The sequence below is a fragment of the Chroococcidiopsis thermalis PCC 7203 genome (assembly GCF_000317125.1).
Lineage (GTDB): Bacteria > Cyanobacteriota > Cyanobacteriia > Cyanobacteriales > Chroococcidiopsidaceae > Chroococcidiopsis > Chroococcidiopsis thermalis.
Genome location: NC_019695.1, coordinates 3,597,440 through 3,610,996 on the forward strand (window position 1 = coordinate 3,597,440; position 13,557 = coordinate 3,610,996).

The 13,557-nt window shown below is 42.9% G+C and carries 14 protein-coding genes; 8 read left to right on the forward strand and 6 right to left on the reverse strand.

What is annotated here, in order from left to right:
• Positions 1 to 348: 348 nt before the first annotated feature.
• Together CHRO_RS15805 and CHRO_RS15810 are read right to left on the reverse strand one after the other, a co-directional pair.
• A complete protein-coding gene (locus tag CHRO_RS15805; protein ID WP_041463188.1) occupies positions 349 to 2,271 on the reverse strand; it encodes a hypothetical protein in 1,923 nt (640 codons plus the stop codon).
• 71 nt (positions 2,272 to 2,342) lie between these two features.
• The gene (locus CHRO_RS15810; protein ID WP_015155234.1) at positions 2,343 to 3,263 is read right to left on the reverse strand and encodes a hypothetical protein; all 921 of its coding nucleotides are present in this window, start codon (positions 3,261 to 3,263) and stop codon (positions 2,343 to 2,345) included.
• A gap of 574 nt (positions 3,264 to 3,837) precedes the next feature.
• On the opposite strand from CHRO_RS15810, the gene CHRO_RS15815 reads away from it, so the two are divergent.
• From CHRO_RS15815 to CHRO_RS15825, 3 genes are read left to right on the forward strand one after another with little or no spacing between them, the layout of a single operon-like run.
• Positions 3,838 to 4,035, forward strand: coding sequence for a hypothetical protein (locus tag CHRO_RS15815; RefSeq protein ID WP_015155235.1), 198 nt, complete (start codon positions 3,838 to 3,840; stop codon positions 4,033 to 4,035).
• 3 nt (positions 4,036 to 4,038) lie between these two features.
• Positions 4,039 to 4,932 carry an alpha/beta fold hydrolase gene (locus CHRO_RS15820; protein WP_015155236.1) on the forward strand — a complete coding sequence of 298 codons (894 nt, stop codon included), beginning with the start codon at positions 4,039 to 4,041 and terminating at the stop codon, positions 4,930 to 4,932.
• Between the two features lie 35 nt (positions 4,933 to 4,967).
• A complete protein-coding gene (locus CHRO_RS15825; RefSeq protein WP_015155237.1) occupies positions 4,968 to 5,801 on the forward strand; it encodes an MBL fold metallo-hydrolase in 834 nt (277 codons plus the stop codon).
• Positions 5,802 to 5,823: 22 nt separating this feature from the next.
• On the opposite strand, the gene CHRO_RS15830 is transcribed toward CHRO_RS15825, so the two are convergent.
• Together CHRO_RS15830 and CHRO_RS15835 are read right to left on the reverse strand one after the other, a co-directional pair.
• Positions 5,824 to 6,762: a lysophospholipid acyltransferase family protein gene (locus CHRO_RS15830; protein ID WP_015155238.1), complete on the reverse strand. Its 939-nt coding sequence runs from the start codon at positions 6,760 to 6,762 to the stop codon at positions 5,824 to 5,826.
• 666 nt (positions 6,763 to 7,428) lie between these two features.
• A complete protein-coding gene (locus CHRO_RS15835) occupies positions 7,429 to 8,463 on the reverse strand; it encodes an acyltransferase family protein (protein WP_015155239.1) in 1,035 nt (344 codons plus the stop codon).
• Positions 8,464 to 9,031: 568 nt separating this feature from the next.
• Between CHRO_RS15835 and CHRO_RS32355 the strand changes: the two genes are divergently transcribed.
• Positions 9,032 to 9,178: a hypothetical protein gene (locus CHRO_RS32355; RefSeq protein WP_015155240.1), complete on the forward strand. Its 147-nt coding sequence runs from the start codon at positions 9,032 to 9,034 to the stop codon at positions 9,176 to 9,178.
• A gap of 56 nt (positions 9,179 to 9,234) precedes the next feature.
• On the opposite strand, the gene CHRO_RS15845 is transcribed toward CHRO_RS32355, so the two are convergent.
• On the reverse strand, positions 9,235 to 10,683 hold the full coding sequence (locus tag CHRO_RS15845; protein ID WP_015155241.1) for a sensor histidine kinase: 1,449 nt from the start codon (positions 10,681 to 10,683) through the stop codon (positions 9,235 to 9,237).
• A 42-nt stretch (positions 10,684 to 10,725) separates the two neighbouring features.
• On the opposite strand from CHRO_RS15845, the gene CHRO_RS32360 reads away from it, so the two are divergent.
• Both CHRO_RS32360 and CHRO_RS15855 read left to right on the forward strand, forming a co-directional pair.
• Entirely contained in the window at positions 10,726 to 10,875 is a 150-nt protein-coding gene (locus CHRO_RS32360; protein WP_158631934.1) for a hypothetical protein, read from the forward strand.
• An 893-nt stretch (positions 10,876 to 11,768) separates the two neighbouring features.
• Entirely contained in the window at positions 11,769 to 11,996 is a 228-nt protein-coding gene (locus CHRO_RS15855; RefSeq protein ID WP_041463191.1) for a ferredoxin family protein, read from the forward strand.
• Positions 11,997 to 12,032: 36 nt separating this feature from the next.
• Here the strand turns inward: CHRO_RS15855 and CHRO_RS15860 are convergent, their stop codons facing one another.
• On the reverse strand, positions 12,033 to 12,257 hold the full coding sequence (locus tag CHRO_RS15860; RefSeq protein WP_015155243.1) for a hypothetical protein: 225 nt from the start codon (positions 12,255 to 12,257) through the stop codon (positions 12,033 to 12,035).
• Positions 12,258 to 12,638: 381 nt separating this feature from the next.
• On the opposite strand from CHRO_RS15860, the gene CHRO_RS32365 reads away from it, so the two are divergent.
• A complete protein-coding gene (locus CHRO_RS32365) occupies positions 12,639 to 12,803 on the forward strand; it encodes a hypothetical protein (protein WP_158631830.1) in 165 nt (54 codons plus the stop codon).
• A gap of 157 nt (positions 12,804 to 12,960) precedes the next feature.
• A complete protein-coding gene (locus CHRO_RS15870) occupies positions 12,961 to 13,272 on the forward strand; it encodes a hypothetical protein (protein WP_015155245.1) in 312 nt (103 codons plus the stop codon).
• Positions 13,273 to 13,557: the final 285 nt, after the last annotated feature.

Consider the following 13,557-nt stretch of genomic DNA (forward strand, 5'->3'; position numbering starts at 1 on the left):
TACTACTGTGCCTTTTAGAGGAGTTTTGACAGGTAAGTCCTGAGAAAAAACATGGACAGCCTACACTTCCTCCACTACCCATCTCGTCGATCGTTGCTACAGATCCGATCCCCCCTAGCCCCCCTTGAAAAAGGGGGAACAAAGCCCCCCTTTTGAAGGCGATTCAACTAAAGAGACGCTCGCGCTTGTCTCTTCCCTCGAAACAGGGGAAACAAAGCCCATTTTTCAGGCGGTTGAATTAAAGAGGCGCTCGCGCTTGTCTCTTCCCTCGAAACAGGGGAAACAAAGCCCCCCTTTTTAAGGGGGGTTGGGGGGATCTTCTGCGGCGTAGTCAATAAAAAACGCCTGCTACTGGATGAGAATTGTCACCTCTTCGGCTTTGGTATGCAAAGCTTTCTTCACCTGATGTCCGATCTTTTCAATCAGCTCGTCAAAAGCCTGCGGCTCTTGGGTCATTTTTTCCCTCAGACTTGACTCTAGTTCGGGCTTCATTGTGTTACAGATACTATCTATTGTTTTATCTCCCAATGCCACAAAACGAATCCAACCAGGAATATCCAACTTTTCCTTAATCGCGTCTTCAATTTTCTCCCGATTTAGCCCCACTCCTCCACCAACGAGAGCTGCACCATAAACTAGTGCGATCGGCACGACTAAATGCCCAGTTAAGAGTAGAGCGATAATGCTACCGATAGTACCACTGCCAATGACCAAATTAATCGTAAATGCCACTGCATCGGCAAGGATAGCATCGCCTATAGGTAAGTCAGGATTGACTAAAGTTGGGTCGATGCCACTTTCTAACCTTAAACTGCTTCTAGGAATTTGAAACTGACGACAAATCGGATCGGTTCGCTCGGCTATTTCAGGTTGAATGCTGCTGTTGAACCAAGTCACGCATTTATTATCGATTAGTTGCCGACCGCGATCGCTTTTCAACCACTGTTCTGCTTGGCTTTTCATCCAACTTTCCAGCTCTGCCAGAGTGCGGATTTGACCGTTTTTCCAGTTTTTTAAGCCAGGTTTGACGGCATTTTCAATCAAAGCTTCCGATAATGGCTGAGTTATTAGCTCAATTAGGCTTGGAATATTTCTGGCGATCGCCTCTTTCAACTGGTGCGAGTCGTATAGTTTGTCAACTTCTGCTTTAAATGCACTAGCACGTAGTTCCCATCTTCCTACCCGTGCTAGACCCAATGCAATGCATCGTTCTGGCTCTGGATCGGGACGAACTTGAGTGTCGGGTTCGGGAAAAATTTCTTCGCAAATTTGGCGCGTAAAACTCATGCGAGATGCGCCACCCGTCATCAATAAAACTTTGGGCGTTACCCCAAGTTTTTCTAGCTTTTCCTTTGCCTCATTAATTGCCTGACGATACGACTCTTGCCAACTTTTATTTCCTAGTTCGGGTAGAGGCTGGTTTAAAATTTCTGTGATAATTTGCTGGTTGACTTTAGGAATAAAAAAAATCTGTTCGTTAATCGACTCAAAACCGCGTGCGAAGGATTGAGAATCGTTGTATATCTGTTCGTTAGAAAAGTAATCTTCTTTCGCTTTACGACAGGCAAGTTCGCACCGCGATCGATGATGGGGGTATTCTGCAAATACTTTTTCTAGTAGAACTTTCTGTTCGTGGTTAGCAAGAGTACGAGCAAAAATCGCTCGGTCGATCAAACTAGCTCCTAAAGCATTACTGCCAAAATCTAGTGGAATTTCGTGAAAGCTTTTAACTAAGGTAAAATCTGTAGTTGAAGAACCAATATCGACAATTAGCACTGATGATTTGAGCTGGTCGTAGCCAAACTTACCGACTTCTTTGGCTTGCATGAAAGCAGCTCGCGATTCGGGTACGACACTTAATAATGGAATGCCAGTTGACTCTAATAGATGTTGATATTTATCTCGATCTTCCAACGACCATCCTGAAGGACATCCAACATAGAAGTGACTGTTAATTCCACCTTCAATCTGTTTGCTTTCTTTCAGCAGGCGATAGTAAGTTTCTAAAAATCGACGAATTATCTCTCTAGAATTAAGATCGTCATCTGGTTTTTGCTTAAAAGCAATTGTCAGTTGAGTCACGCCAGCTTGAATTAATGCTTGTTCTCCTACAAGATAGCCGAGATCGGGATGCCATCCAAGTGCGGTAATTTGGTTCTTTCTATGATTTATTTCTAGCATCTGAGGAGACTCAATACTTTGAGCTGGTGCTTTAGCTACAGCTGTTTCACCATGTCCCAAATCGAAACCAATGATTTCGGAAACTTTCACGTTCATACTATTATTTATATTCAATATTTAATCTCAATCTCGCTCGAATTTGAATGCAATTTTAGACCGACTCACGATGACACAATATTTTCATTTTCGGTCATAGAACGAGCTGGCTCAATGACTCGACCGCGTAGCAGCAGGCGATCGCCCTTCCATAAGGCAGGAGTTATAGTAATGTATTCTTGAGCCGAGCGGTCTATATTTGGCTCAAAGTCAAAATACTCACGGCGGCTAGATTCGTCTTGCGATCGATACATCTGAATTCTAATTCCCTGCTCTATTAAAATTTGTGGCAGAAGTTTCACGAGTTCGAGCGTCATTTGTGGTCGATCTAGAAATGACGCGCCACTGAGTCTTTGTAAAAAATTTAAAAGTTCTGGTAATTCTTCTATGCCACTAGCATCAATTGTCTTATTATTTTCCGAAGCTGCAACGGCAAGATCGATAGTATTTAGGGCATCGCCTAAACTATTTAAAAGGGCAGATTTATCGACCTGCACTTTTGATGGAAGGAATTCCTTCAGCACAGCAGAATCTAAGCGATTTTCTTGGCTGGCATTGAGTTGAAATACCACTTCTAGTCCGACTAGCAGAAAGAGCAACAAAATTGCAATCCAGACTTGCGAAGAATTTGAATACGATGAGAATAACGCTCCTAAAATGCCGATACAACTGAGTCCTTGTAGCAGTTTTAAAATCAAGTTTTTTGGAGAAAGCTTAGAAGTTCGACTAACAATTTGTCCCTGTTCTGTACTAGAGGCTTGCATATAGTCGATCGCACTCAGAGTATTTAGAGACTGCCGCAGCACTTCTAAAAAAAAGGAAGCCAAACGCACCTGAGCGATACTGAGTTCGCCAACATAACTTCTTTCAAGTTCATCAAGTCGGTTCTGCACCACCTTAACTACTTGCTCTAAGCTAGTCGCTCTCTCGATTTCTGAGTGTAGATCGCTGCGGCTTTCGTTAAAAAGTGTTGTGAGTGTCTTCATTGTGCTAGACGAGGCTTGGGGAGCTAGATTGCCTCTCTAAAAACGGTAACTTCTTCAATAGGCTGACGACCACTAACTCTAGGGTTACTTTTATCAGTCGGTGTGTTAGGGAAGATTTCGGGGGCGATCGCATTGCAGCTTGGAAATTTGGCAATACAGTTCAGTTAAAAGAAAGTATTAGATCCTCGAAGATCCCCCCTAGCCCCCCTTTCTCAAGGGGGGAATAATGCCCCCCTTATTAAGGTGGGTTGGGGGGATCGTCTTATCTGAACTGTATTGGAACATATGGGACAAATAATAAGGGGTGCAGTTTTAGAAACGCACCCCGGGTTTAGTATAGAGATTTAAATTTAGAATTGAACCGTTGTTACTTATATCTTCAAAACTCGCCAGCTCGATTCCAGAAAATCTAGTCTGAGTTGATAAGTTGACAAATTGGGTGTCGCGATCGCTTTGTGTAGCTTGTGAGTAAACATACTCAAATTGTGTCCTAAAGAACCCTGACCTCTGGTGGAGGTAGTGGGAGTAAAGTTATAGGCATAGTAGAACTGCTTTGTACTTTTGGCAAAAACCAATGACTACGAGCAATTCGCATCTAGATGCACTATTGCAGCGCTCAAACCCCCTCATTCAGGTGTTTGCAGATGACGGCAGATTTCCTAATAATGAAAAACTTCCTCTAGTTCTGTACCAAAATGCGGTGAAGTTACCCCAATATGGTAGGGATGGACGGCTAGCCAAATACTGGCATCTACAGCAAGCAAAGGTGTGAGTCATGAGCCAGATAACAATCCCAAATACAGAGTTTTACACTTGGAAAAACTACCGCTGCGCTTACGAACACTACCCCACAGAAGCTCAAGATAGCACTCCTTTGCTACTCATTCACCCGATTGGAGTTGGCTTATCGCGTCGATTTTGGCATCGCTTCTGTCAAGCTTGGTATCAAAGCGGACACAATAATCCGATTTACAATCCCGACCTCCTCGGCTGCGGTGAGAGCGAGATGCCACATATCGCCTACACTCCGGCTGATTGGGCTGCGCAGTTGCAACATTTTCTGCAAACAGTCATCCAAAAACCCGTCACCTTGGTCGTGCAAGGGGCGCTGCTACCTGTAGCGCTTGAAACCGTCCGGTTGCAAACTCAACCAAATCTCATCCAAAAATTAGTATTGGCTAGCCCCCCAGCGATCGCACTCGTGACTCAACCAACAGGAATGAGGCAGCAAAAACTGACATGGAATTTGCTAGATTCGCCCCTTGGCACTGCTTTTTATTTTTATGCTCGCAGACCGCAGTTTTTGAGTTCTTTCTCGACCCGTCAGCTATTTGCTAGTAGCGATCGCGTCGATAGTGAATGGTTGGATCTGTTGGTCAAAGGTGCGGCAAATCCCGCCAGCCGTTATGCAGTCTTTTCCTTCTTAGCGGGTTTCTGGCGACAGAATTATCGAGATGCGATCGCGGCGATCGCTCAACCAACATTAGTTGTTGTGGGCGATCGAGCATCGAGTATCAGTAAAGACAAGCAGGATACGCCAGATCGACGATTAGCCGATTATCTTAAGTGTTTGCCTCAAGCTAAAGGTGTTAAGATTTCCGGTCGCAATGTCTTGCCCTATGAGTCAACGACTGAATTTGTTGCGACATTAGCAGCATTTGAACCTTAGTCAATCCAATTCGGAAGTACTGAGAGGGAGCATTTATGCATATTCATCATCTTAATTGCGGTTGTATGTGTCCGTTGGGCGGAGCGCTATTTGACGGCTTCAGTCGGGGTCTGAGTGCTTGTCTCGTCTGCCATTGCCTGCTAGTCGAGACAGAACAGGGACTTGTCTTGATTGACACAGGCTTTGGTCAGCGCGATCTTGAAGCGCCTTACTCGCGACTTAGCCCATTCTTCATTCAAGTTAATAACATTCAATTCGATCGCAAATATACAGCGCTCCACCAGCTCGAACAACTCGGTTTTAGTGCAAATGACGTGCGCCATATTGTCGTAACCCATCTCGATTTCGACCATGCTGGCGGTTTAGAAGATTTTCCCGAAGCAACCGTACATGTGATGCAGGCTGAGATTGAGGCTACCCAGTCAAGGCGCGGTTTCATTGCCAGCCGACGCTATCGTCCCAATCAGTGGGATGAGGTCAAAAGCTGGAAGTATTATTCTGCTGGGGGTGAACCTTGGTTTGGCTTTGAGGCAGTGCGTAACCTTGAGGGACTACCACCAGAAATCCTGATGATTCCGCTCGTCGGTCACACCCGGGGTCATGCTGGGATTGCGATCGACACCCCCGAAGGCTGGCTGCTTCATGCAGGCGATGCCTACTTTTATCGACACGAGATGGGTTCGCCCCAGCGTCGCTGCACGCCTGGTCTGCGCGCCTACCAGTGGATGATGGAAGTCGATCGCCAAGCTCGAATCTACAACCAACAACGGTTACACGCACTGTCGCTCGATCGCAGCAAAGACGTGCGCCTCTTTTGCAGTCACGACGCTGTTGAGTTTGAGACATTCGCCAAGCGATCGAATAATTGAGCCAGACAATTTCAATCACAAATCATCCGTGACTTTGCTCGATCAGATCGTCTAGTTCTGCCTGCATGTGGCTGCAAACCCTTTGGTAGCAAGCATCTACATAGTCGCGATCGCGTGCGGCGCTACGACCGTAACGCTCGAATACAACTGGCGCGCAGACGCGAGTATGAATCTGAACGGGGAAGGGAAAATTGGGAATTGGACCGATTCCCACACCCCAAGGTAGCCCCAGAAAAATTGGAAACACACCTGTATTCCCATCGAGTGACCAGGGAAAACCCCACTCCTGTAGCTGCTTCACCTGCGAGTAAAGATCGGTCAAGATAATGAGAGTTTCATGAGCGCCGCGGGAGACAAGCGGTACAATTGGTGCTGATTCGATCAGAGCTAACTTAATAAACGCCTTATTATTTGCTAGATGAATTTGGTTCCGCATTGCATAGGGACGAAACAAATCTTCTGCCCCGCCTGGGTAAACAAGTAGTGCTGCATCCTTTGAGAGTGCCGCACGAGCCATTTTTGGATGAGCTATAATTGCTCCAACCTGCGAACCTGGTCGAGCGAAAATCGGCGTTTGCCAAGCAGAGGGATGCATTAAGGCGTAGGCTAATCGTTCGTAGCCAAACCGACTAAACCAGTCATACAAAAACATTGATGTATCTGGGGAAGCCAAACCCCCATTATGAGAACCAACCAGCAACACCTTACCTGTTGATGGGATATGATGCCAGCCATCGGTTTGAACTTGGAAATAGTTATGGTAAAACCATTTCCAGATCGGCATCCAAGCTTTTATCGCTTCAGGGTTGCGTTCTGATAAAGACCAACCATCGAATCTAGGCTTAGAAGTTGTGGCGCTATGGCTGTTCGTACCTGTGACAATGCCGATCTTTTCCAGTAAATCGGAGAGTTGTTGAGAGATTTGGTCATTACTGCCCCAGTTATGTCTAAATGTGTTCAAAATGATTCCAATAGATAGCTATAGCCCTTAATCATTCTATACATACCACTCAGTCATATTAACAGCGATCGCATCTTTACCTCTGTTCGTCGCGGTCTGCATAGTCTCAAAAGGTGCTAGCAGTCTAGCCCAACAACAAGCACTCCTAATTTTCAGTTTAGATAAATCGATTGCCGACTAGCTTAGCTGTATGAAATTGTTTTTGCATCCACGTATACCCCTTATCAATGCAATTCGGACAAGCTTCGCCACAGGTTTCTCCACATTCATTGCATAAAATTATTGTTGCTTCTTTTCTCTCGAAATCTCGCTGACAGAAATAGCAACGCTGATATTTTCGAGAAAAGCTTCTGTGTTCGATTTGAAATTTTATCATCTTAACCTTACTTAACTAAATTAGTTTACAAAGTATTGTGTCGTGTTAAAAACAGCACGTTTTACAAAAAATACTTGTCCTCATGGCAAGCAGGCAAAAGGCTTATATTTATTAAGCTTACAAACGACTTGTCTACAGTTACGTTTAAGAAAATGTATGACTTCAGTTCTAGTTTGTATGACTTGTTTACGTTATTTATAGCAATTCTCGATCGCGTGCATGGATAGGGGCGCACCGCTGTGCGCCCTTACAGCCTGTGTATTTCGCTCAAGACTGACATTACTTTTTATTTAGCCCGTCAAAAGAATTGTTAAGTCTTTTTTCAAAGATTCTTTATTGATAGTCGGTAACAGCCTCTTTTTGACGGCGAAAACTTGTAAGAATGTAATGAGCGTTGCCCCTGAGTAGGTGACAAAATATTCGATTAAAAAGTTAAAAGTGTTATTTTGCTCAAAAAACTCAACTATTGGGATATGCCAGAGATATATCCACATACTATTCTGGGCAATAAATAAAATCCAAAACTCTAATTTTTTGAACTTCCCGATAATTGGAATAAATTTGTCTGCTACTAGGTAAGCTAAAACAGTCATACCCATAGCATAGGAAAGATAATACGCCGAAGGTGGATACTTATGAGTCTGTGTATTAACTAATTCGCCCCGTTGGATAAAGTAAACTATTCCCAAAGCAGCAAAGGTTAAGAGAAAAAATCCCGCTAAACTAAAACATCGCTCTTTTCTCAATTGCGGGATCCGAATGCCGACAGCAAAAATCAACGAAAATGCGATTCCATAATAGACAAACAACGATACATTTTCTCCGAAATTGGTAGTTGTGTATGGCAAAGTTAGAGCTAGAAGCAATTCATAGAGTAAATACGAAAAGATTAAAAGGGAGAAATAAACTCTATGGTTTTTGACTCTTTGATTCACTCTTGAAATAAAAGGAGCTGTGAGAGCGACTAAAAGAAATACTCGAATTATCCAAACATAGCCAATTCCCTCTGTCAGGGTGTAGCTATCTAATATAACTTCTGGAGGAATTAACGCGGTCTTTCCTAAGAGTGACAATCCAGTATTCGCTAAAAAGTAGAAAGATAAGAAAAGCCAAACGGGAAAGAGTAATCGTTTAATTCTTTTCCAGAGATAACTTTGATAAGATTCTACTTTTCGGGATTGTGTAAATGCTAGTCCAGAAACTACGACCATTAAAACTACATCAAAGTTTCTGAGCTGAGCCAGCCAAATTGGTGGATCGACGTGAGCGAGAATAATCAGAGATAAACCTAAAAATCTCAAGAAGTCTATTTTGATGTCTCTCATTTTCGAGCATTTCCTATAGACGTAACTACATTATTAGGCTAATTCCACCCAGTCTACAGCACCTCTTTATGTACTGAGACAATAGATAAACAATCTAAGTTTTGAGAAGAAATCGATCGCGCTGCATGTTTGCTACACATGTTATCGAAATTTTTGCGATCGCAATCGCAAATTGCAAAAAGTTTTCTCTTCTTTACACTTTTCTGAGATAGCGATGAACGTTCGCTTAACGATACGATCGCGTTCAAAAATTGCTGTACGAGCGAAACGGTTCTTGCAACTAAGCTATGCAAAAAGCGCATAATTCAAATTCAGACAAGTGACGATTTCTCAGAATTGCGATCGCTGACTTAAACTCAAAACACAACGATTGAGCAAAACAGCAACGACTGTGTAGCGATCCCCAAACTGCGGTTGAGGCTGTTATTCTCTGAGAGACAAACGTAGATATGTAACAATTTAGAATTTTCTGTTCAGAAATGTTGCTGTCCTTCGATCCCGTTGTTAAGAAGGTATGGTGTGCGCACACAACTAACTCGGTAAATCCCAAATTCAAGGAGGTTGTGTCATGGTAGATTCAATCGCGCTCCCAGTAGCAGTGTTAATCCTCGGTTGGCTCTTAGCTGCCGCTATTGGTTCTTGGGCTTACTTTGCTGGCAGCAACAATGAAAATAACAAGTCGTTTCGCCTGCCTAAATTCGTCATAAAGCGATAAGCGATCGGCAATTATGTTAGAAAGTTTCCCACGTCCTTCGTAGAGGCTGGGAAACTTTACAGCAACTCTTCATCTGGTAGCACCTGTTGATGGTGCATTGGCAGTGTAATGATGAATGTTGCTCCTTGTCCCGCCGTACTTGTAGCTGTAATACTACCTCCATGCCGTTCGGCAATCTTGCGGCAAATTGCCAACCCCATGCCTGTACCTTCGTACTGACTGCGACCGTGTAGGCGTTGAAATGTCTGAAAAATTCGCTCTTGATACTTTAGCTCAAACCCAATTCCATTGTCTGCCACTATTACTTGACACGCCGCGACATCCTCTGAGTTCTCTGCTTCGCTCTGGAGTGGAGCGACCAGTTGGCTATAAATCTTGACTACTGGTGGTGTTTGAGGACGATGAAATTTCAGCGCATTTCCGATCAGATTCTGAAACAGTTGTCGCATTTGTACTGGGTCAGCATCAATGGTGGGTAGCTTGTCAACTTCTACTTTTCCTCCTGTCTGTTGCAACCGCACTTCCAAGTCAGACAATACCTCTTGCACCACTTGTTCTAAATTCGTTGCTACGAATGGCTGCGATCTGGTGGCAATCCGTGCAAAAACGAGCAAGTCATCAATCAAGCTTTGCATCCGACCGACAGCGCTTTGCATTCGCTCGATATAATCTCGTCCCTGCGCTCCCAGTACTTCGCTAAATTTCTCTTTGAGCTGATTGCCAAAAACTTGAATCTTGCGTAGTGGTTCCTGTAAATCGTGGGAAGCAACAGAAGCAAATTGTTGCAGGTCGCTGTTGGACTGTGCTAAAAGTTGTTGCTGGCGTTTTAATTCCTTCTCCGTCTTTTGCCGTTCCTCCAGTTCGCTTTGCAACTGTTGATAAAGTTCCGCTTGCTGAAGTGCGATCGCTAACTGTGTTGCTAATTGACGCAGCAAGTCAATTTCCCATTGCTGCCATTGTCGTGGTGCCGCACATTGATTCACGACAAGCAGTCCCCATAACTCTTCTGTTTGTAATATTGGTACTACTAAGTCTGCCTGAACTTGAAAATTCGCCAAAAACTCCACATAGCACTCGGTTAGCTCTCCAGCATAAATATCTGCTGTCGCCTGCACTCGACCTTTTTTGTATAATTCAACGTAAGTTGGAGCAAAACTCGGATCTTTAGGTCTGCTACCTAAAATTGATGTCCATTCAGGCGCTACAGATTCAACTATTACGACTCCACCCCAGTCTGGTTCAAAACGGTAAATAAACACTCGATCTGCTTGAAGCAACTGCCGCACTTCTACTACAGTTGTGTTTAGCACTGCCTCTAGTTGCAAGCTTTGCCGAATGCGCTGCGCTATTCTTGCTACCAATAGCTCTCGCTGAGTTTGCTGTTGTAATATCTCTGTCACCTGCTGTTCCCGTGCAGCGCTTTCTAGCTCAACCAAGTGCTGACGCAGTGCGACCAGCTCTCGAATCAGTTGCTCTTTTGTCTTTTGCTCATCTTTCATTGCCATGAATTGACGAAAACAGCTCGATCCAACACTAGAAATCCATCGTTGAAATTAGCAAGTAACAACGATCCTAGCTTTTGGCTGCCGCTATTTAGTGTCAAGTTTTATATAGTTGTGGCAAGGGTAACAGACTGCTCCAAATATCGGCAGTTAGATGAATTGCTAGAATTTAGGGTGGATCTAGGCGATCGCTAAACTACAAGTATTACTCGACAAACCATTCCTGATAGATAGCAACTAAATTCCGATTTTTTTCGCGTATAGCCCTTACTCTAATACGTATTATTAGAGCGTCAATCCGCATTTTGCAAGCTCGAAGCCGCATCATCTTTGCTTCAAAGCGTAGATTAGACAAATCGTCTTTCTTCTGGGAATACTCATCTTGAGAGAAATCAGACACGATCTCGTACCACCTTTTTACTCAAAAATGATTTTGAAAATTTATCTTTTATGAAATACCAAAGGATAATTGTCCAGTGCTAAACGTGGAAAAAGTATTATTTTATTACCTGCTTAAGTATTTACAGCTAGAACTAGAGGAGTTTATTTCATTTTTTGCGAAATTTAGTTGCTGCCTAAATTATTCTTGAAACGCTAGCCTCGTTTACTACTTCATTCAAACTCTATTTATAAAACTATAAATAGGGTCGAGCTTCCACCTTGATTATTCTTGCCAATACATCAATTGTTAAATACCAAAGAGTAATTTATATATCCCTAAAGAGATAGCTTTTAGAACAAAAATTTGTTGTACAACATACATGTCGCACATACATATTGCATTGCTCGGTTCTAGCTTCTGAGTGTAAATCTATACTTATCTTTTTGCACTGTTCATATGAATATCTTGCCTAATACTAAATGTTTAATACGCTACTTCGAGCTAAATTTAGTGCGTTATTCTCAATTGCTAAAGTTTAGACGCAGCAGTAACTAAGAGATGTCTTGTATTAACGAGTACAAAGCCGCTTAATATTACGCTCTGACCCTGGATAGAAGAAGAAAAATAAGAATTATAGAAACCTAAAAAGCAATTAATAATTTTTTCCCCAAAGCTCATGGGTAAAAGTATTTTGAATGGAGATGTTATGGGATATACAATTATTGCTAACACTTGTGAAGGTATTGGCGATTGCATTGATGCCTGCCCCGTTGCCTGTATTTATCCAGGTTCAGGCAAAAATGCCAAAGATACTGATTGGAACTGGATTGACTTTACTAGCTGCATTGACTGCGGTATTTGTCTGCAAGTATGCCCTGTAGAAGGAGCAATTCTTTCAGAAGAACGACCAGATTTGCAAAAAACTAATGCGTGATTTCATAATGCGTAAATTGGCGCGAAGCAACTCGACTTATTGGCTTCTGACTTGCTGCCAAACCTTTTTAATCAAAGTTTCCTCTTGAGGCGAACGAACTAATTTTTGCAGTAATGGTGCAACTCGATTGGCTTCTGCTGCTGGTACTCCAGCGCGGATAAGGTTCCTGACAAGAATCTGTTCCTGCACTGGATCTCTACCTTGAGCAGTCAGTTGCAAGTATTCCTCATCACTCATGCCTAGATCGAAAATTTCCGCCATAAATGCTTAGCCAACTCTTGTGCTTACCTCTTATGTAGAAGCGTTAAAACCTTATCCACTTTACCCAGGCTGAATACAAGTCCTCTTCTACAACTCCTCGCTTTCCAGAAGTTTCAGCGTAATCTACCAGTACTTTCAGTGTCGTTGTATAAACACCATTAAGTATTTCGTGTCCGTAACCAATGACTTTACCGATGTGCCCTGTCTTTTGATGAAGCACATACTCTCCAATGCCGAACATAAATTTCTATTCTTTTGGTGAAGTTAGTGAAGCACCTTTTCATCTCTTATGATGAAAAACTCTAAGTATTACAGCTTCATCCTTTCAGTCTGTTTTACCTAGACTGAAGATATATTTTAGGTTGAGAAAAAATTGTATTTTTGAATACAAAATATAGCGATGCCTTTGGCGGTTCGCAAAGCGACCATCTCACTTTGCTAAGGCTTCAGCCAAGTTACAGACGTAGTGAGAAAATTGCTGATATTCAAGCTTACGAATCGATCCCTTGTTTCGTGCGGCAGCGAAGACGTACAAACAACGAGTGATTGGTATTGTATTTAGCGTTACAACTAAACTTTAGATCGAGCTAACTCCTTTGATAGAAACCTTTTTCAAGCAGTTGGTTCTATAGAAAGATGCAGTCACTAATCAATATTTGAAACTATGGCAATACATGTGTTACTAAAAAACCACTAAACAATCATGCGATCGCCAGACAACCAAACACCAAACACTGAAACCCCCGACTCCCCCAAGGATACATCTCCTGAAATAGACAACCGCGAAACTGCGCGCCCAGATCCGGCATCGAAAACCCCTCCTGCTTTAGCAAACGACACAACTTCTCACATTAATCCTGACTCGAAATCTGAACCGATAACTCAGGTACAAGCAGATAGCGTACTAACCCGCGAGCAACTGCCTAATACCAAGTTTCGTATCACTCTCAGCATAGTGACTCTAGCAATTCTCGTTTTTATTGCTGCTCTCTACTTCGGCATCATTAACCCTTAGCTGAGTTCGACTCAAAAGTAGTGTCAAAATCTAATATTTAAGTTAATTTTCTCCTCCTTTCCTACCCGCCAGCGATAACCCTGGCGGTTTTTCTTGCACCAATAAAGTAAAAATCCTAGAAAGCTAACCAGTGCCCAATCAGAGAAGAAAAACTATACCAGTTCTGTCTCTTTTAGGAAAGCTATCTAGGACAGTAAGTCTGCATGAGGCAGAGAATTCACTTATTTATAGATTAACTAAATGTATTAGAAGCTCAACACTAACTAAAGAAAGAGATAGTGGTTA

Bases quoted from the DNA above. Each gene is read 5' to 3' on its own strand.
- CHRO_RS15810 (WP_015155234.1), bottom strand. From the start codon at position 3,263: ATGAAGACACTCACAACACTTTTTAACGAAAGCCGCAGCGATCTACAC.
- CHRO_RS15815 (WP_015155235.1), top strand. From the start codon at position 3,838: ATGACTACGAGCAATTCGCATCTAGATGCACTATTGCAGCGCTCAAAC.
- CHRO_RS15820 (WP_015155236.1), top strand. From the start codon at position 4,039: ATGAGCCAGATAACAATCCCAAATACAGAGTTTTACACTTGGAAAAAC.
- CHRO_RS15825 (WP_015155237.1), top strand. From the start codon at position 4,968: ATGCATATTCATCATCTTAATTGCGGTTGTATGTGTCCGTTGGGCGGA.
- CHRO_RS15835 (WP_015155239.1), bottom strand. From the start codon at position 8,463: ATGAGAGACATCAAAATAGACTTCTTGAGATTTTTAGGTTTATCTCTG.
- CHRO_RS32355 (WP_015155240.1), top strand. From the start codon at position 9,032: ATGGTAGATTCAATCGCGCTCCCAGTAGCAGTGTTAATCCTCGGTTGG.
- CHRO_RS15845 (WP_015155241.1), bottom strand. From the start codon at position 10,683: ATGGCAATGAAAGATGAGCAAAAGACAAAAGAGCAACTGATTCGAGAG.
- CHRO_RS15855 (WP_041463191.1), top strand. From the start codon at position 11,769: ATGGGATATACAATTATTGCTAACACTTGTGAAGGTATTGGCGATTGC.
- CHRO_RS15860 (WP_015155243.1), bottom strand. From the start codon at position 12,257: ATGGCGGAAATTTTCGATCTAGGCATGAGTGATGAGGAATACTTGCAA.
- CHRO_RS15870 (WP_015155245.1), top strand. From the start codon at position 12,961: ATGCGATCGCCAGACAACCAAACACCAAACACTGAAACCCCCGACTCC.